Annotated in this window: 15 protein-coding genes; 11 read left to right on the forward strand and 4 right to left on the reverse strand. The window is 71.5% G+C overall.

What is annotated here, in order from left to right:
- Positions 1–6 precede the first annotated feature (6 nt).
- Complete coding sequence (locus J7462_RS27615; RefSeq protein WP_219468420.1) at positions 7–2,169, forward strand: bifunctional diguanylate cyclase/phosphodiesterase; 2,163 nt, start codon at positions 7–9, stop codon at positions 2,167–2,169.
- A 200-nt stretch (positions 2,170–2,369) separates the two neighbouring features.
- Positions 2,370–2,870, forward strand: coding sequence for a DUF456 domain-containing protein (locus tag J7462_RS27620; protein WP_219468422.1), 501 nt, complete (start codon positions 2,370–2,372; stop codon positions 2,868–2,870).
- A gap of 39 nt (positions 2,871–2,909) precedes the next feature.
- Here the strand turns inward: J7462_RS27620 and J7462_RS27625 are convergent, their stop codons facing one another.
- Positions 2,910–3,104, reverse strand: a complete 195-nt coding sequence (locus tag J7462_RS27625) for a DUF397 domain-containing protein (protein ID WP_219470768.1) — start codon at positions 3,102–3,104, stop codon at positions 2,910–2,912.
- The gene (locus J7462_RS27630; protein ID WP_219468425.1) at positions 3,101–3,868 is read right to left on the reverse strand and encodes a DUF5753 domain-containing protein; all 768 of its coding nucleotides are present in this window, start codon (positions 3,866–3,868) and stop codon (positions 3,101–3,103) included. Before J7462_RS27630 ends, J7462_RS27625 begins: the two co-directional genes overlap by 4 nt.
- 191 nt (positions 3,869–4,059) lie before the next feature.
- Between J7462_RS27630 and J7462_RS32680 the strand changes: the two genes are divergently transcribed.
- The 3 genes from J7462_RS32680 to J7462_RS27640 all read left to right on the forward strand — a co-directional run bounded on the left by J7462_RS32680 (position 4,060) and on the right by J7462_RS27640 (position 6,548).
- Positions 4,060–4,194 (forward strand): hypothetical protein, encoded by a 135-nt coding sequence (locus J7462_RS32680; RefSeq protein WP_255597924.1) that lies wholly within the window; start codon positions 4,060–4,062, stop codon positions 4,192–4,194.
- Entirely contained in the window at positions 4,194–4,451 is a 258-nt protein-coding gene (locus J7462_RS27635; RefSeq protein ID WP_219468426.1) for a flavin reductase, read from the forward strand. Before J7462_RS32680 ends, J7462_RS27635 begins: the two co-directional genes overlap by 1 nt.
- 453 nt (positions 4,452–4,904) lie before the next feature.
- Positions 4,905–6,548: an amino acid permease gene (locus tag J7462_RS27640; protein WP_308291052.1), complete on the forward strand. Its 1,644-nt coding sequence runs from the start codon at positions 4,905–4,907 to the stop codon at positions 6,546–6,548.
- A 113-nt stretch (positions 6,549–6,661) separates the two neighbouring features.
- Here the strand turns inward: J7462_RS27640 and J7462_RS27645 are convergent, their stop codons facing one another.
- A complete protein-coding gene (locus J7462_RS27645) occupies positions 6,662–7,210 on the reverse strand; it encodes a hypothetical protein (RefSeq protein ID WP_219468429.1) in 549 nt (182 codons plus the stop codon).
- Positions 7,211–7,780: 570 nt separating this feature from the next.
- Between J7462_RS27645 and J7462_RS27650 the strand changes: the two genes are divergently transcribed.
- The 6 genes from J7462_RS27650 (at position 7,781) to J7462_RS27675 (ending at position 16,576) form a co-directional block, all read left to right on the forward strand.
- Positions 7,781–9,145 (forward strand): glutamine synthetase family protein, encoded by a 1,365-nt coding sequence (locus tag J7462_RS27650; RefSeq protein WP_219468431.1) that lies wholly within the window; start codon positions 7,781–7,783, stop codon positions 9,143–9,145.
- A 119-nt stretch (positions 9,146–9,264) separates the two neighbouring features.
- Positions 9,265–10,611 carry an aldehyde dehydrogenase family protein gene (locus J7462_RS27655; RefSeq protein ID WP_308291133.1) on the forward strand — a complete coding sequence of 449 codons (1,347 nt, stop codon included), beginning with the start codon at positions 9,265–9,267 and terminating at the stop codon, positions 10,609–10,611.
- Positions 10,612–10,616: 5 nt separating this feature from the next.
- A complete protein-coding gene (locus J7462_RS27660) occupies positions 10,617–11,384 on the forward strand; it encodes a 3-oxoacyl-ACP reductase (protein ID WP_219468438.1) in 768 nt (255 codons plus the stop codon).
- Positions 11,381–12,115, forward strand: a complete 735-nt coding sequence (locus J7462_RS27665) for a gamma-glutamyl-gamma-aminobutyrate hydrolase family protein (RefSeq protein ID WP_308291053.1) — start codon at positions 11,381–11,383, stop codon at positions 12,113–12,115. Before J7462_RS27660 ends, J7462_RS27665 begins: the two co-directional genes overlap by 4 nt.
- Before the next feature lie 60 nt (positions 12,116–12,175).
- Positions 12,176–12,727, forward strand: a complete 552-nt coding sequence (locus J7462_RS27670) for a pyridoxamine 5'-phosphate oxidase family protein (RefSeq protein ID WP_219468441.1) — start codon at positions 12,176–12,178, stop codon at positions 12,725–12,727.
- A gap of 174 nt (positions 12,728–12,901) precedes the next feature.
- Positions 12,902–16,576, forward strand: coding sequence for a SpoIIE family protein phosphatase (locus J7462_RS27675; protein WP_219468443.1), 3,675 nt, complete (start codon positions 12,902–12,904; stop codon positions 16,574–16,576).
- A gap of 22 nt (positions 16,577–16,598) precedes the next feature.
- On the opposite strand, the gene J7462_RS27680 is transcribed toward J7462_RS27675, so the two are convergent.
- Entirely contained in the window at positions 16,599–16,913 is a 315-nt protein-coding gene (locus tag J7462_RS27680) for an STAS domain-containing protein (RefSeq protein ID WP_219468445.1), read from the reverse strand.
- Positions 16,914–16,921 lie beyond the last annotated feature (8 nt).

Here is a 16,921-nt window from a genome sequence, read left to right on the forward strand (position 1 = left end):
TCGACCATGTCCGCCGTTCCGGACCCCGGCGGCACCGACGCGGCCCGTCCGGGTGCCCAGGGCTACGCCGCCGACTGGGCCCGGGCGGTACGCCGGCTCGGGTTCGTGCCGATGAGCGCGGACGAGACCGAGCGGCTGCTGCTCGTGCACACCGTACGGCTGGCGCAGGCCCTGCTCGCCGAGGAGTTCTCCGCCACCCCGGCGGAGGAGGTGGGCCGGGCGCTGGTGGAGGCGCACCTGACCGAACCGCGCATCCTCGACTGGTCGGTGCGGGCGCTCGGCGAGCAGTTGCCGCAGCGGGTGCTGCCTCCGGTGGACCTGCCGCCCGATCTGCCCGCCCGGGTGGCGGCGGTGCAGGGTGGGCTGGCCGCCGGATTCGGTCGGGCCCTACGCGACCGTACCTTCAGTCAGCAGGAGCGGATCGCCCGATCGGCCTGGCAGGCCCGGGACGCGGTTGAGCGGGCGCTACGTGACAGCGAGGCCCGGTTCCGGGCGGTCTTCACCGGCGCGGCCATCGGCATCGGCATCGCCGGCATCGACGGCCAGATCATCGACGTCAACCAGTCGTTCGCCGACATGCTCGGTTACAGCCGGGAGGAGCTGCGGCAGACCAACGTGTCGTCGCTGTTCCACGCCGAGGACGCGGCCGGCATGTGGGAGCTGTACCAGGAGCTGATCGAGGGCAAGCACGACACCGCCCGGGTGGAGAAGCGCTACTACCGCAAGGACGGCACCGTCGTGTGGACGGACCTGGCCGTCTCGCTGATCCGGCACGACGACGGCCGCCCCCGGTTCACGGTCGCGATGATCGAGGACATCACCCAGCGGTACGAACTCCAGCAGCGGCTGCGTTTCCAGGCGCTGCACGACCCGCTGACCGGCCTGCCCAACCGGACGTTGTTCTTCGAGACCCTCGGTCAGGTCTTCGCCGACGCCGGGCCGGAGCAGCGGATCGGCGTGTGTTTCCTGGACCTCGACGGCTTCAAGGCGGTCAACGACAGCCTCGGCCACGACCTCGGTGACCGGCTGCTGATCACCATCGCCCGACGGCTCTCCGACTGTGTCATCGGTCAGGGGCACCTGGTGGCCCGGATGGGCGGCGACGAGTTCGTCATCCTGGTCAACGAGGGCGAGGGCATCGACGACGCGGTCGGTGTCGCCGAGTTGGCGCTGGCCGCGGTGGCCGCCCCGGTGCTCGTCGGCGACCACCAGCTCGCCGTCTCGGCCAGCATCGGGGTGGTCGAGTGCCCGGCCAGCGAGACCAGCGTCTCCGAGCTGATGAAGGCCGCCGACACCACGCTGTACTGGGCCAAGGCCGAGGGCCGGGGCCGCTGGGCGGTGTACGACCCGGAGCGCAGCGCCGCCGACATCGCCCGGTCCGCGTTGGCCGCCGGCCTGCCGGCGGCCCTGGACCGGGGCGAGTTCGTGGTCCACTACCAGCCGATCGTCTCCCTGCTGGACGGCTCGATGATCGCGGTGGAGGCCCTGGTCCGGTGGGCCCATCCGGAGCTGGGCCTGGTCGGCCCGGACCGCTTCATCGGGCTGGCCGAGGAGACCGGGCTGATCGTCCGGCTCGGCGAGTGGGTGCTGCGCCAGGCGTGCCGCGACGCCCGAGCCTGGCACCGCGAGTTCCCCGAGGCGAAACTGGTGGTCAGCGTCAACCTGGCCGCCCGGCAGGCCGACGACCCGGCCATCGTGGACACCGTCGCCAGCGCGCTGAGCCGCACGGGCCTGCCGGCGGAGCTGTTGCAGCTGGAGCTGACGGAGAGCGCCGTGATGGGCACCGCCGGGGAGCCGTTACGGTCGCTGCACCGGCTGGCGGACCTGGGCGTACGACTGGCCATCGACGACTTCGGCACCGGCTACTCCAACCTGGTCTACCTGCGGCGGCTGCCGATCCACTGCCTGAAGCTGGCCGGCCCGTTCGTCGAGGGCATCCGGGGCGGCGACGACTCCCCGCCCGACCACCGCGACGAACGGATCGTCGACGCCCTGGTCCGGTTGGCGCACGCGCTGGAGCTGTGGGTGACCGCCGAGGCGGTGGAGACCGGGGAGCAGGCGGAGCGGTTGCGGGCGTTGCGCTGCGACACCGGGCAGGGCCGCTGGTTCGGCCCACCCGCCCCGGCGGACCAGATCACCGCCCGCCTGCGCGGGGCGACGACGGAGTGACCTGCTCCCCGGCCGGTTCGGGGGCGTCGTCGGCGCGCGGTGGTGCCGGGCGAGGTGTGGTCGTTCGGGGTGGGGCGTGGTCGTTCGGGGTGGGGCGGCCGGAAGCGGCCGGTCGGGTACGGGTGGCCGGCGGGGAGCCGGGTGCTCTGGCATGGTGACGAGGTGACCGGGGCGGAACCGGGCGGGGGAGAGGTGGCGGGGTGAGCCTGACCGATGGTGGGGCGGCGGTCTCGGTGGTCGCGGCGATCGCGATCGTGGCCGGACTGGCCGGGGTGGTGGTGCCCGGCCTGCCGGCGCTGCCGCTGTGCTGGGGCGGGGTGCTGCTCTGGGCGGTCTTCGGCGACGCCGGGCCGGGCCGCTGGGCGGTGCTCGGCGCGGCCACCGTGGTCGCCGCCGCCGGTGCCGTGATCAAGTACGCCTGGCCGGGGCGCAACCTCAAGCGCACCGGGGTGCCGACGTCGTCGCTGCTCGTCGGGGGCCTGCTCGGGCTGGTCGGGTTCTTCGTCATCCCGGTGATCGGCCTGGTGATCGGCTTCGTCGGCGGGGTGTGGGGGGCCGAGCGGCTGCGGTTGGGCAGCAACCAGCTCGCCTGGCCGGCCACGGTGCAGGCGCTGAAGGCGGCCGGCCTGTCGATGATGGTGGAGTTCCTGGCTGGCCTGGTGATTGCCGCCCTCTGGGTCGCCGGCCTCCTCTTCACCTGACCACCCACGTGGGCGGGGCGGTGGTGGTCGGGCGGCAGGTCAGGCAGCCGGGTCGATCTGCTTGGCCAGGTCGACGAACGCCTGCCAGCTGTCCGGCGCGAAGGTCAGGGTCCCGCCGTCGCGGTCCTTGGTGTCCCGCACCAGGACGACGCCGGTCAGGTTGTCGGCCACCTCGACACACGAGCCGCCGTTGCTGCCGCTCCTGGTGCTCTTGCGCCATTGTGCGCCGGTCAGGTCCATGTGCTCGCCGCTTCCTTGAGGAGGTTGAGTGACTGCCTGCGGGAGAAGGCTTCGCCTCTGATCATCTCCCAGGTCTGCTGGAGGGTAACAAGGTCATCGGCCTCATTCACCACCTGCGCTCGCACTTGATGATCGAGATGTGCCACTACTGAGCCGTCACCAAGGGTGGCAAGAATGAAGCCGCCCTGTAGTCCAGGATAGAGCCCAGTGTCCTCACTCACCACGAGGATCTGTATGTGCGGTAGCTCAGCCACATCGGCCAGGTGGGTGAGCTGTTCCTTCATTGCGGCGGGGTGACTCTTCATCGGGCGACGTAACGCCGCCATGTCGATGACGGCGACGAGTTGCGGGGGTCTGCCGCTGGTGAGAATGGAGCCGCGCTCAAGCCGGGACGCCACGCGCTCCTCGATCTCGTCCGCAGGCAGCAGGTTGTGTGCCAGAGTGGCCCGCGCATACGCCTCGGTTTGGAGTAGGCCAGGTATCCAGCAGTGTTCAAACCAGCGCAGGGCCAAGGCTTCACGCTCCCAGTCGACCCATTTTCTCAGCCACTGTGGCTCGCGGCGCTTGAGGACATCGGGCCATAGGTCACCAACGTCCCGGCCGAGGATCGCGGCCACGGTCACCCGTCGACGCGGTTGCGGCACACGTCCCGGAGATATCCACCGCGCTGCCGTCTTGGGGTCGACTCCTGTTTGAGCGGCAAGACTCTCTGCTGTCTCGCCGGCCTCGGCCATGGCCTCCTGAAGCGCGTGGTTCATCCCGCCTCCATCGTGGATGTCACGAACGTCCCTGAGCATAGATTAACGTCGTGTACTGATCCCGTCGCTCTGGGCAAGGTTGCCCCAGGTGGGTCGGCTCTGACGGAACGGTGTCGGGGCCGACTTCGCGGGGGCCGCTCCCTTTCTGGCCAGTGGGAGCGGCCCCTTCCCAGGCACGCGAGGAGGTCGACATGAAGGGTTCGGTCATGTGGTGGAGGATCATGAGGACGCCGCCCTGCCGGGTGCTCGGGAGCGTCAAGCGGTTCCTGTGGTCGCCTGACCTGATCGACGACGAGGCGCAGGCCGCTGCGCTGTGGGGGCGGTGATGGTGGTGGTCCGTCCGCCCGTCCCGCACGTCGCGATGCGTCCGCTGTGGCGCTGCCGCAACTGCGGCCGGCAGTGGCCCTGCCAGCCGGCCAAGCTCGCGCTGCTCACCGAGTACCGCAACGACCGGATGTCCCTGCTGATCTATCTCGGCACCCTGATGCACGAGGCCACCAACCAGCTCACCCAACTCCACCCGGCCCACCCGCCCACCGGCATGACCGAACGCTTCCTCTCCTGGGCCAGGGCCCGAGGCTGAGGGATCTACCAGGGGCGGTCGGCGGCAAGATCGACTCGTCTGGGCCGAAGTTGTGCCGTCCATGCCCGGCGGATTCCGCAACATCTACCCAGGCGGGTGGATCGGGGCGGGAGTGGGTGGCGGAGCGGGACGCCCGTCGGGTACGGCACGACGCCGTACGTGAGAGAGAGGTGGACGCCCCGCGCCGCCGTGGTGCCGGGCTCCTGCCGAGCGCCCGGCGTCGGCCCGTCGCGATCGGGCCTGGTCACGGGCTCAAGCATCCGTCGGTGCCGGCCCCGGGGCAACCCGATTACCGCCCCCGGGCGACCTGACCACCGCCCGCCAGGGATGACGCGAATTAACGAGTTCGGCACCGGCGACGGATTGACCGTGGTGATCGGCGGGACGAGACTCGGGCGCACTCGCACCGGGACCACCCGGGCAGTACCGGGTACCACCTCAGGGAGGTGTGCTGTGGCCACAACGCCCCCGCCGACCACCGGGCAACCGCCGACCGCCGGGAACGGGCAACGGCCGACCGTCGGGCAACCGCACGCGCCGGACGACGACGCCCGACGACTCGCCGAACTCGGCTACCAGCAGGAGTTGCACCGCACGTGGAGCGGCTTCTCCAACTTCGCCATCTCGTTCTCGATCATCTCGATCCTGGCCGGCTGTTTCACCACCTTCGGGCAGGCGTGGAACAACGGCGGACCGGTCGCCATCTCCTGGGGCTGGCCGCTGATCTCGCTGTTCATCCTGATCATCGGGTTCTGCCTGGCCGAGCTGGTGTCGGCGTACCCGACGGCCGGGGGGATCTACTGGTGGGCGGCGAAGATGGGCCGGCCGGTGCACGGCTGGTTCACCGGCTGGCTCAACCTGATCGGCCTGGTCGCGGTCACCGCGTCGGTGGACTACGGCTGCGCCACCTTCCTCAACCTGACCCTGTCGGCGCTCTTCGACGGGTGGGAGGGGACGCTGCGGCAGGCATTCGTCCTGTTCGTGATCATCCTGGCCCTGCACGGGCTGATCAACATCTTCGGGCACCGGATCATCGACGTACTCCAGAACGTGTCGGTCTGGTGGCACGTGGCCGGCGCCGCCGCCGTGGTGGCCATCCTGCTGCTGGTGCCCGACCGGCACCAGAGTTTCCAGTTCGTCTTCACCGAGCGGTTCAACAACTCCGGGTTCGGTGACGGCGACACCGGCGGGTTGACGTTCTGGTTCTACGTGCTGCCGCTGGGATTCCTGCTCACCCAGTACACGATCACCGGATTCGACGCCTGCGCGCACGTGTCCGAGGAGACCCGGGGCGCGTCGCAGGCCGCGGCCAAGGGGCTGTGGCGGTCGATCTTCTATTCGGCGGTGGGCGGGTGGATCCTGCTGCTGGCGTTTTTGTTCGCCGCCACCGACGTGGACGCGATCAACGCGGCCAACGGGTTCTCCGGCGCCATCTTCGAATCCGCGTTGACCCCGTTCTTCTTCAAGACGGTCATCATCATCTCCACCATCGGGCAGTTCTTCTGCGGGATGAGCTGCGTGACCTCGATGAGCCGGATGACGTACGCCTTCAGCCGCGACCGCGCGGTGCCCGGCTGGCGGCTGTGGTCGAAGGTCGACCGCAACGGCACCCCGGCCAACGCGATCATCGGGGCGACGCTGGCCGGCCTGGTGCTCACCCTGCCGGCGCTCTACCAGCGTGACGGCGTCCCGGTCGCCTTCTACGCGGTGGTGTCGGTGGCGGTGATCGGGCTCTACCTGTCCTTCGTCATCCCGATCGCGCTGCGGCTGCGCCTCGGCGACCGGTTCGAGCCAGGGCCGTGGACGCTCGGGCGCAAGTACAAGGTGTTCGGCTGGATCGCGGTGGTCGAGATCGTGATCATCTCGGTCTACTTCGTGCTGCCGATCGTGCCGGCCGGGGTGCCCGGCAACCCGGAGTTCAGCTGGTCGGCGGTGAACTACGCGCCGCTGGCCGTCGGCGGGGTGCTGCTCGGGGTCGGCATCTGGTGGTACGCCTCGGCCCGCACGTGGTTCACCGGCCCGCGCCGCACCGTCGACGTACCCGGGCCGGGGTCGCCTGCGGCGGTGGACGCCGCGCGGGCCGACGAGCCGGCCTGACCGCGACCGTCCGGGTCTTACGGTGGGCAGCCCCGGGCGGGGACCTCCTCCGAGGAGGGTCCCGCCCGGGGCTGCCCGGTCGCCTGCGGGCGTTTCCGCCGGTGCGGGGCAGGTCAGAGGTTGATGCTGTTGCTGAAGGTGAGCGGAATGAAGCTGGTCGGCCCGCCGTAGGTCCAGGTGATGTAGGCGTCCGCGCCCGTCTGGTACTGGCCGCTGGACCGAGGGTATTCGGTGTCGGCGGTCGTGGTGGTGGTGCTGTAGTTCGTGTGGGTGCCGTACGTGATCTGGGTGCCGTAGCGGAACAGGGCGACCTCGACCTGGGCCGCGTAGACGGGGTAGGTGCACCGGACCGTCGCGAGGCCCTCCTCGCCGCCACCGTACAGGCCGCCGTAGTAGATGAACGGGGTGCTCGGCGTCAGCGTGCAGGTGACGGTTATGGAACCGACGGTTCCCGTTATCGAGGTCGAGGCGAGCGTGCCGTAGGAATTCGCCGACCGGCCGGCGGATCCGCTGGAAAGGGGAATCAGGTGGCCGGTCGACTCGGCACCGGAGGCGGGTGCTGCCTGGGCCGGGGCGGCCACCGCGAGCATTACGGTGGACAGGGCGATCGCCACCAGGGCGGCGAAGGAGCGGGGCGTGCCACGCAGACGTACTCTCGTCATTACGCGTCCTTTGTGCGTCGTGATGGAGCAGTTCGGGCGGTGCGGAATTACCGTCGGGTGTCACCGGTGCGCCGACCAGCCGTTTTCCCGACGAACGCACCTGCGCATCGCGCGCACCCGCGCAGGTGGTCGACGGAAAAGACGGACGGGCCATTCGGGAAAGTGCCGAGCGTCGCACCCGATCGGTCAGATTCTGGCAACGCGGCGACTCTCCCGCAAGGTCACTGCGTGATTACGGATAGTTGTGTCGATGGTTTGTCCGAACGGATGAACGGCTTGTCGCCGCAGTTCTTTCCCGCGCGCGGAATAATTGTTTCCGGTGTGCCGCGCTTCTGCAATTCCCGTCCGGGTCGCCTGGCGTCGGGGCGCGGCGGGGAACACGAGGGCCGGCAGGAACGTCCTCACCGGACCGGTGCGTCCAGGTGCGGCCCCGGCCACCCGCCGGTGCGGCCGGCGACGTGACCCGGACCGGGTCGGCGGAACCCCGGGCGGGGGTTTGCCGGGACGCCCGAACGGGGCATTGACGGTGATCCGCTAGGCCCGGTAGACCTTGGTGATGGAGGCGCACGGATGAGGAAAGCCCCGCTCACGCTGGAACAGCTCCGGGTCGCCGTCGCCGATGGCGAGATCGACACGGTGGTGCTCGCCCTGACCGACATGCAGGGCCGCCTGCAGGGCAAACGGTTCCACGCCCCGTTCTTCCTCGACCAGGTGGTCGCCAACGGCAGCGAGGGCTGCAACTACCTGCTCGCCGTGGACGTCGACATGAACACCGTCGACGGGTACGCAATGTCGAGCTGGGAACGCGGCTACGGTGACTTCGCCATGCGCCCAGACCTGTCCACCCTGCGCCGGATGCCGTGGCAGCCGGGCAGCGTGCTGCTCCTGGCCGACCTGGAGTGGCTCGACGGTTCCGGCCCGGTGGTCGCCTCGCCCCGGCAGATCCTGCGCCGGCAGCTCGACCGGCTGGCCGACCACGGGCTGACCGCGTACGCCGGCACCGAGCTGGAGTTCGTCCTCTACCGCGACTCGTACGAGGAGGCGTGGCGGCGCGGTTACCGCGACCTCACCCCGGCCAACCAGTACAACGTCGACTACTCGCTGCTGGGCACCGCCCGGGTGGAGCCGCTGCTGCGGCGCATCCGCACCGAGATGGCCGGCGCGGGGCTGACCCCGGAGAGCGCCAAGGGCGAGTGCAACCTCGGCCAGCACGAGATCGCCTTCCGTTACGACGAGGCGGTGGCCTGCGCCGACCACCACGTGATCTACAAGAACGGGGCGAAGGAGATCGCCGCCCAGGAGGGCGTGTCGATCACGTTCATGGCCAAGCCCAACGCCCGGGAGGGCAACTCCTGCCACATCCACTTCTCGCTGCGTGACGTCGACGGCCGCTCGGCGATGCTCGGCGACGGGCCGGCGCAGCTCAGCGTCACCGGGCAGCGGGTGCTGGCGGGGCTGCTCGCCACCATGCGGGAGATGAGCGTGCTGTTCGCCCCCAACATCAACTCCTACAAGCGTTACCAGCCCGGCTCGTTCGCGCCGACCGCGCTGCGCTGGGGCACCGACAACCGCACCTGCGCGCTGCGGCTGGTCGGGCACGGGCAGGGGATGCGGGTGGAGAACCGGGTGCCCGGCGCGGACGTGAACCCGTACCTGGCGATCGCCGCCCTGGTCGCGGGGGCGGTGCACGGCATCGAGCAGGAGCTGGAGCTGGCCGACGAGTGCACCGGCAACGCCTACGACGACCCGGCCGCCGAACGCGTCCCACCCACCCTCCGCGACGCCCTGACCCTCTGGCAGAACTCCGACATCGCCCGCACCGCCTTCGGTGACGAGGTGCACGCCCACTACGCCAACCAGGCCCAGGTCGAGCTGGCCGCCTTCGACGCCGCCGTAACCGACTGGGAACTGACCCGTGGCTTCGAACGCCTCTGACCTCCACCCCCTGTCTGCGTCGATCTTGGAGTTGTGGTGGACGATGTGTGGCGGTATGTGGTCTGTGCGGGGCACCACAACTCCATGATCGACGGGGAAAGGGGTGGGGCGTGACGCAGGTGGTCGATCCGGCTAGTGGGGATGTGGTGGGGGAGGTGGCGGCCACCGGGCAGGGGGAGGTGGATGCGGCTATCTCGCGGGCGGCTGTTGCGTTCGAGGCGTGGCGTCAGGTTGCGCCGGGGGAGCGGGGGCGGGTTCTGCGGCGGTTCGCCGGGCTGGTGGACGCGCACCTGGAGGAGTTGGCCCAGCTGGAGGTGCGTAACTCCGGGCACACCATCGGTAATGCGCGGTGGGAGGCGGGCAACGTCCGTGACGTGCTCGACTACTACGCGGGGGCGCCGGAGCGGCTGACCGGGCAGCAGATCCCGGTGCCCGGCGGCTGGGACGTCACCTTCCACGAACCGCTCGGCGTGGTCGGGGTGATCGTGCCGTGGAACTTCCCGATGCCGATCGCCGCCTGGGGTTTCGCCCCCGCGCTGGCCGCCGGCAACACGGTCGTGCTCAAGCCCGCCGAGCTGACCCCGCTGACCGCGCTGCGGCTGGCGGAGTTGGGGCGCGAAGCCGGCCTGCCGGAGGGCGTGTTCACCGTGCTGCCCGGTCGCGGCGACGTGGTCGGCGAACGGTTCGTCACCCACCCGGCCGTGCGGAAGGTCTGCTTCACCGGCTCGACCGAGGTGGGCACCCGGATCATGGCCGGCTGCGCCGCCCAGGTGAAGCGGGTCACCCTGGAGCTGGGCGGCAAGAGCGCCAACCTGGTCTTCGCCGACGCCGACCTGGAGAAGGCGGCGGCCACCGCACCGTACGCCGTGTTCGACAACGCCGGGCAGGACTGCTGCGCCCGCTCCCGGATCCTGGTCCAGCGCCCGGTCTACGACCGGTTCCTGGAGTTGCTCGAACCAGCGGTGCAGGCGCTGCGGGTGGAGGACCCGGCCGCCGAGACCGCCGAGATGGGCCCGCTGATCTCCGCAGCCCACCGGGACCGGGTCGCCGGCTACGTCGACGGCGCGACTGTCGCGTTCACCGGCACCCGCCCCGACGGCCCCGGCTTCTGGCACGCGCCGACGGTGCTGCTCGCCGACTCCCCGGCCGACCGGCACTGGCGGGAGGAGATCTTCGGGCCGGTCGTCTCGGTGCTCCCCTTCGACGACGAGGCCGACGCGGTCCGGCTCGCCAACGACACCGAGTACGGCCTGTCCGGCTCGATCTGGACCCGGGACGTCGGGCGGGCGCTGCGGCTGGCCCGCGCGGTGCAGGCCGGCAACCTGAGCGTCAACTCGCACTCCTCGGTGCGCTACTGGACCCCGTTCGGTGGGATGAAGCGTTCCGGGCTCGGCCGTGAGCTGGGACCGGACGCGCTGCACGCCTTCACCGACGTCAAGAACGTCTTCATCAGCACAGAGGAGTGAGGCGCGTGCAGGGTCGGCTACAGGACCGGGTCGCCGTGGTGACCGGGGCGGGCAGCGGGATCGGGTTGGCCACCGTGCGGCGGTTCGCCGCCGAGGGGGCCCGGGTGGTCTGCGTCGACATCGACGACGAGGCCGGCGGGCGGGCCGCCGAGGAGGTCGGCGGCGAGTACGTGCACACCGACGTCGCCGACGAGGCGGCCGTCCGGGACCTCTTCGACGGGGTCGTGCAGCGGCACGGCCGCCTCGACGTGGCGTTCAACAACGCCGGCATCTCCCCGCCCGACGACGACTCCATCCTCGACACCGGCCTGGACGCCTGGGAACGGGTGCTGCGGGTCAACACCACGAGCGTCTACCTGTGCTGCAAGTACGCGATTGCGCACATGCGCCGGCAGGGCAAGGGCTCGATCATCAACACCGCCTCGTTCGTGGCGCTGATGGGGGCGGCCACCTCGCAGATCGCGTACACCGCGAGCAAGGGCGGGGTGCTGGCGATGACCCGGGAGCTGGGCGTGCAGTTCGCCCGGGAGGGCATCCGGGTCAACGCGCTCTGCCCCGGCCCGGTCGCGACCCCGCTGCTGATGGAGCTGTTCGCCGCCGACCCGGAGCGGGCCGCCCGTCGGCTGGTGCACGTGCCGATGGGCCGGTTCGGCGCACCGGAGGAGATCGCCGCCGCGGTGGCGTTCCTGGCCAGCGACGACGCGTCGTTCATGACCGCCGCGCAGTTCGTGGTCGACGGCGGCATCACCGGCGCGTACGTCACCCCGCTGTGAGCGGGCCGGCGGGTGGCGGCGCCGGGCCGTCCGGCCGGCGGGCGCGTCCGCTGATCGGCATCACCGGGTACGTCGAGCCGGCGAGCTGGGCCGTCTGGCGGGACGTGCCGGCGTCGTTGGTCCCGCAGGCGTACGTCCGCTCGGTGACCGCCGCCGGGGGTCGGGCCGTGGTGCTGCCCCCGGACGAGCTGGACGCCGACGTGGTGGACGTGCTCGACGGGTTGCTGCTGGCCGGCGGCGCGGACGTCGGCCCGCAGCGCTACGGCCAGCCGGTGGACCCGCGTACCGAGCCCCGCCCCGACCGGGACGCCGGGGAGTCGGCCCTGCTGGCTGCCGCCCTCGCCGTGGATCTGCCGGTGCTGGGGGTGTGCCGGGGCATGCAGTTGCTGGCCGTCGCGTACGGCGGGTCGTTGCACCAGCACCTGCCGGACGTGGTGGGTCACGACCGGCACCGCCCCGCCCCGGGGGTGTACGGGGCGCATCCGGTGCGGTTCGCGTCGGGGACCCGGACGGCGTCGGTGCTGGCCGGGGTGGACCGGGTCAACTCGTACCACCACCAGGCGGTGGCCGATCCGGGGCGGCTCACGGTCACCGGCTGGGCCGACGACGAGGTGGTGGAGGCGGTGGAGGACCCGGCGCGACGGTTTCTGCTCGGGGTGCAGTGGCATCCGGAGAACGACGACGACCCGCGCCCGGTTACCGCCCTGGTGAGGGCGGCCCGGGACCGCTGACGCTTCCTGCCAGGCGGGAAATCTGTCTCGAAATGCGGTCGGCGGCGGGAGGATGGCAGCATGGGGACCGTATATCCGGCGCTGGACGGGCGACTGCGGGAGTTCGTCGAGGCGCAGCCGATGTTCTTCGTCGCCACCGCGCCCACCGGCGGTGACGGGCACGTCAACCTCTCCCCCAAGGGCATGCGGGGCACCTTCGTCGTGCTCGGCCCGCACCGGGTGGCCTGGCTCGACTACCACGGCAGCGGCGCGGAGACGATCGCCCACCTGCGGGAAAACGGCCGGATCACGCTGATGTTCTGCGCCTTCGACGGCCCACCGAAGATCGTCCGACTGCACGGGCGGGGCGTCGCCACCCCGGTCACCGACCCCGACTTCGCGGCCCGGCTGGCCGACTTCCCCGAGCCGCCCGACGTGCACGCCGTCCGCGCGGTGATCGGGGTCACGGTGCAACGGGTCAGCGACTCCTGCGGCTACGCGGTGCCCCTGATGGACTATCGCGGCGACCGCGACCTGTTGCTCACGTCACACTCCCGACGGACCACCGAGGATCTGGTCACCTACCGCGCGACCAAGAACGCAGCCAGCATCGACGGACTCCCGGTCTTCTGAGCCCACCCCCTCACCGTGCGCTGTCGGGCAGATGACGGCAGGATGAGGCGAGAGTTACCAGCGTCCGTCCGAACCCGTGCGTTACGTTCCTGATCCGTCGGGGTAAAAGACGGACGCGACCGGCGTCAGCCGAGGCGTTCTGGGGGGCACGACCGGCCGAAGCAGGGGGCGCGGATGAGCTCGGCCCGTGGGGGCGAGGACGGACGAGGGCTGTCCGCCCTGTCCGCCGACCGCACACTCCCGCCCTGGCTGGCCGGGGCGTTCACGGCGGGCGGCGAGATGGGTCGCCGGCTGCGCGGGCACGACTGGGCGGACAACCCGATCGGCCCTCCGGACACCTGGCCGGCGGCGCTGAGCCACGCCATCGGCATGATGCTCTCCTCGCGGGCCCAGATCGTGCTGTTCTGGGGCCCCGACCAGCTGGCCTTCTACAACGACACCTACCGGCCCACCATCGGCGTCAAGCACCCGCAGGCGCTCGGCCGGCCGGCCCGGGAGCACTGGGCGGAGACCTGGGACGTGCTCGGCCCCCTGCTCGACGGGGTACGCCGCACCGGCGAGTCCTACCGGGGGGAGAACCACCCGTTCCTGCTCGACCGGCACGGCTTCGTCGAGCAGGTCTACTTCGACATCTCCTACGACCCGATCCGGGACGACGACGGCAGCGTCAACGGTGTCTTCTGCTTCGTCAACGAGACCACCGGGCGGGTCATCGGGGAACGCCGGCTGCGGGCCCTGGCCGAACTCGGCTCCCGGCTCGGCGCGGCGAGCAGCATGACCGAGCTGGGGCAGGCCACCGCCGCCGTGCTCGACGGGCACCGGGCCGACGTCCCGTTCGCCCTGATCTATCTCACCGACGAGACCGGTCGGCCGGTACCGGCCGGGGTCAGCGGCGTCGACCCGGACCAGGTGCCGGCCGAGTTGCCGACGGTGCTGTCCCGGGTCGCCGCCGGTGGGGCCGGCACCGAGATCGAGGTGGCCGACCTGTTCGGCGCGGTACCGGACGGCGTCTCCGACCGGGCCCTGGTGCTGCCGCTGACGGCCACCAGCGAGCCCGCCGGGGCACTGGTCGTCGGCCGTAGCTCCCGCCTGCCGTGCAACGACGAGTACCGCGACTTCGTCGGCCTGATCGCCGCGCAGGTGTCCCGGGTGGTCGGCCAGCAGCGGGCGTACGAGCAGGAGCGGGCGCGCGCCGCCGAACTGGCCGCGCTGGACCGCGCCAAGACCAACTTCTTCGCCAACGTCAGCCACGAGTTCCGTACCCCGCTGACCCTGGTCCTCGGCCCGCTGGAGGACATGCTGGCCGATCCGACGCTGCCCACGGCGCACCTCGACCGGCTGACCGTCATGCACCGCAACGCGCTGCGCCTGCTCAAGCTGGTCAACACGGTGCTCGACTTCTCCCGGCTGGAGTCCGGCCGGCTGGCCGCCCACTACCAGCCCACCGACCTCGCCGAATACACCTCCCGGCTGGCCAGCACCTTCCGCTCCGCGACCCAGCGGGCCGGGCTGCGGCTCGTGGTCGACTGCCCGCCGCTGCCCGCGCCGGTCTTCCTGGACCGTGACATGTGGGAAAAGATCGTCTTCAACCTGCTCTCCAACGCGCTGAAGTTCACCTTCGACGGCGAGATCCGGGTCCGGGTGGTCGCCGTCGCCGGCGCGGCGCGGCTGGAGGTGACCGACACCGGGGTCGGCATCGCCGCCGGGGAGGTCCCGCACGTCTTCGAGCGGTTCCACCGGGTGCCGGGGGTGCGCTCGCGTACCCACGAGGGCACCGGGATCGGCCTGGCCCTGGTGCGTGAACTGGTCGACATGCACGGCGGCGCGGTGGCCGCCACCAGCCGGGTCGACCACGGCACCACCTTCACCGTGACCGTCCCGTTCGGTTCGGCGCACCTGCCGCCCGACCGGGTCGCCTCCGCCGCGCCGCTGCCCACCACCGAGTCGTCACAGGCGTCGCTCTACGTCGCGGAGACCGCCCTGTGGACCGACGGGTCCGACCCGGCCGGCGACGGGCGGTCCGCCCCGGTCACCGGCGACCCGGGCCGGGCGGGCCGGGTCCTGCTCGCCGACGACAACGCCGACCTGCGCGAACACGTCACCCGGCTGCTCAGCCCCGAGTACGAGGTGGTGGCCGTACCGGACGGCGTGGTGGCCCTCCAGGAAGCCACCGGGAGCCCGTTCGACCTGGTGCTCACCGACGTGATGATGCCCCGGCTGGACGGTTTCGGCCTGGTCACCGCGTTGCGGGCCGACCCGCGCACCCGGCACGTGCCGATCGTGCTGCTCTCCGCGCGGGCCGGGTCCGCCGAAGCGGTCGCCGGCCTGTCGGTCGGGGCCGACGACTACCTCACCAAGCCGTTCTCCGGGGCGGAGCTGATCGCCCGGGTCCGGGCCAACGTCCAGCTGGGTCAGCTGCGGGGGCAGATCATCCGCCGGCTGCGGGCGCTCGCCGACGCCGCCGTGGCGGTCAACACCGCGAAGTCGACCGCCGAGGTGGTCCAGGTCGCCGCCCGGCATGCCCTGCGCCTGGCGGAGGCGGCCCGGGTGTCGGTCACCACGGTCACCGGCGCGCGGCACGAGGCCGACGGCGGCGGCACCGCGCCTGACCAGCCGTCCCAGGTGCTGCCGTTGACCGGCACCACCGGTGGGCAGCTCGGCGAGCTGCGGGTCTGGCGTCGCGAGGGCGACGGCACCGACCAGGCGGCCGTCGCGGAACTGGCCCGGCTGGTCGGGGTACGACTGGAGAACGCCCAGCTCTACGAGGCCGAACACCGGATCGCCACCACCCTGCAGCACAGCCTGCTGCCCCGCTCGCTGCCCCAACTGCCCGGAGCCGTGGTGGCCAGCCGCTACCTGCCCGGCAGCACCGACGTCGAGGTCGGCGGCGACTGGTACGACGTGATCGGCATCGGCGACGACGAGGTGGTGCTGGTCATCGGCGACGTGGTCGGCAAGGGGGTCGGGGCCGCCGCGGCGATGGGTCAGCTGCGCAACGGCCTGCGGGCGTACCTGCTGGAGGGCTACGACCCGGGGCAGTCGTTGACCCGGCTCAACCGGCTGGTCGGCTCGACCGAACGGCAGTCGTTCGCCACCGTGTTCTGCCTCTCCTTCTCTCCCCGCACCGGCCGGCTGCGGTACGCCAGCGCCGGTCATCCGTCCCCCCTGCTGATCCGAGGAGACGACGTGGCATTTCTGCACGAGCGGGCCCTGGGGCCGCCGATCGGTGCGATCGCCGGCACCGACTTCCGCACCGTCGAGGGTGAACTCGCCCCCGGCGGTCGGCTGTTGCTCTATACCGACGGGCTGATCGAGGACCGGCAGGCCGGCATCGACGCGGCGCTGGCCCAGCTGCGGGCGGACGCCGGCACCGGCGGTGAGCACGTCACCGACCTGGTGGACGCGGTGGTGCAACGGGTCGACGGGCGCAACCGGCACGACGACGTGGCGGTGCTGGCGCTGGAGGCCGCCGAGCTGAACCGCTTCACCCTGCGGCTGCCCGCCGACCCGACCCGGCTCAGCGTGCTGCGCAAGCGGCTGGAGGACTTCCTGGTGGCGCACGGCGTGGGGGAGAACGACCTGTTCGACCTGATCGTCGCCGTCTCCGAGGCCGCCGCCAACGCCATCGAGCACCCGGTCGCGCCGGTGGAGCCGACGATCGGGGTCGAGGTGTCGATCGTCGACCACACGGTGGTGGCGACGGTGCGGGACAGCGGTCGCTGGCGCGAGTCGACCGGGGCCGGGTTCCGGGGCCGGGGCCTCGCGTTGATCGAGGCGCTGGGCGAGCTGACGGTACGTCGTACCGCGGAGGGGACCGAGGTGTCGCTGCGCCGCCGGCTGGCCGACTGAGCCGGCCCGGCGCGGCCCCGGGTCAGACCGGGCGCAGCCACTCCTGGTCGCCGAGGCCGGAGATCTCCAACACCCGGTTGACCTGCCGGGACGGGAACACCGTCAGGGCACCGGGAAACCGGCGGGCGAGCTGGACCACCGCGTGGATGGCGGCGGAGTCGAAGAAGGTCACCGCGCGCAGATCCAGGGTGACCTGCCGGGCCGGCTCCCGCAGCGCGGTCTGCACCATCGTGTCGGCGGTGGCCATGTCGACCTCACCGGTCACCGTGACGTGGACGTGGTCACCTGCCAGCTCCGCGCTCGCGGAGAAAACGGGAGATACGCCCCCTAGATCCACGAAGCCAC

The organism is Micromonospora sp. RL09-050-HVF-A, assembly GCF_019374995.1.
GTDB classification, from domain to species: Bacteria; Actinomycetota; Actinomycetes; order Mycobacteriales; family Micromonosporaceae; genus Micromonospora; species Micromonospora antibiotica.

Bases quoted from the DNA above. Each gene is read 5' to 3' on its own strand.
- J7462_RS27645 (WP_219468429.1), bottom strand. From the start codon at position 7,210: ATGACGAGAGTACGTCTGCGTGGCACGCCCCGCTCCTTCGCCGCCCTG.
- J7462_RS27615 (WP_219468420.1), top strand. From the start codon at position 7: ATGTCCGCCGTTCCGGACCCCGGCGGCACCGACGCGGCCCGTCCGGGT.
- J7462_RS27670 (WP_219468441.1), top strand. From the start codon at position 12,176: ATGGGGACCGTATATCCGGCGCTGGACGGGCGACTGCGGGAGTTCGTC.
- J7462_RS27635 (WP_219468426.1), top strand. From the start codon at position 4,194: ATGGTGGTGGTCCGTCCGCCCGTCCCGCACGTCGCGATGCGTCCGCTG.
- J7462_RS27630 (WP_219468425.1), bottom strand. From the start codon at position 3,868: ATGAACCACGCGCTTCAGGAGGCCATGGCCGAGGCCGGCGAGACAGCA.
- J7462_RS27675 (WP_219468443.1), top strand. From the start codon at position 12,902: ATGAGCTCGGCCCGTGGGGGCGAGGACGGACGAGGGCTGTCCGCCCTG.
- J7462_RS27650 (WP_219468431.1), top strand. From the start codon at position 7,781: ATGAGGAAAGCCCCGCTCACGCTGGAACAGCTCCGGGTCGCCGTCGCC.
- J7462_RS32680 (WP_255597924.1), top strand. From the start codon at position 4,060: ATGAAGGGTTCGGTCATGTGGTGGAGGATCATGAGGACGCCGCCCTGC.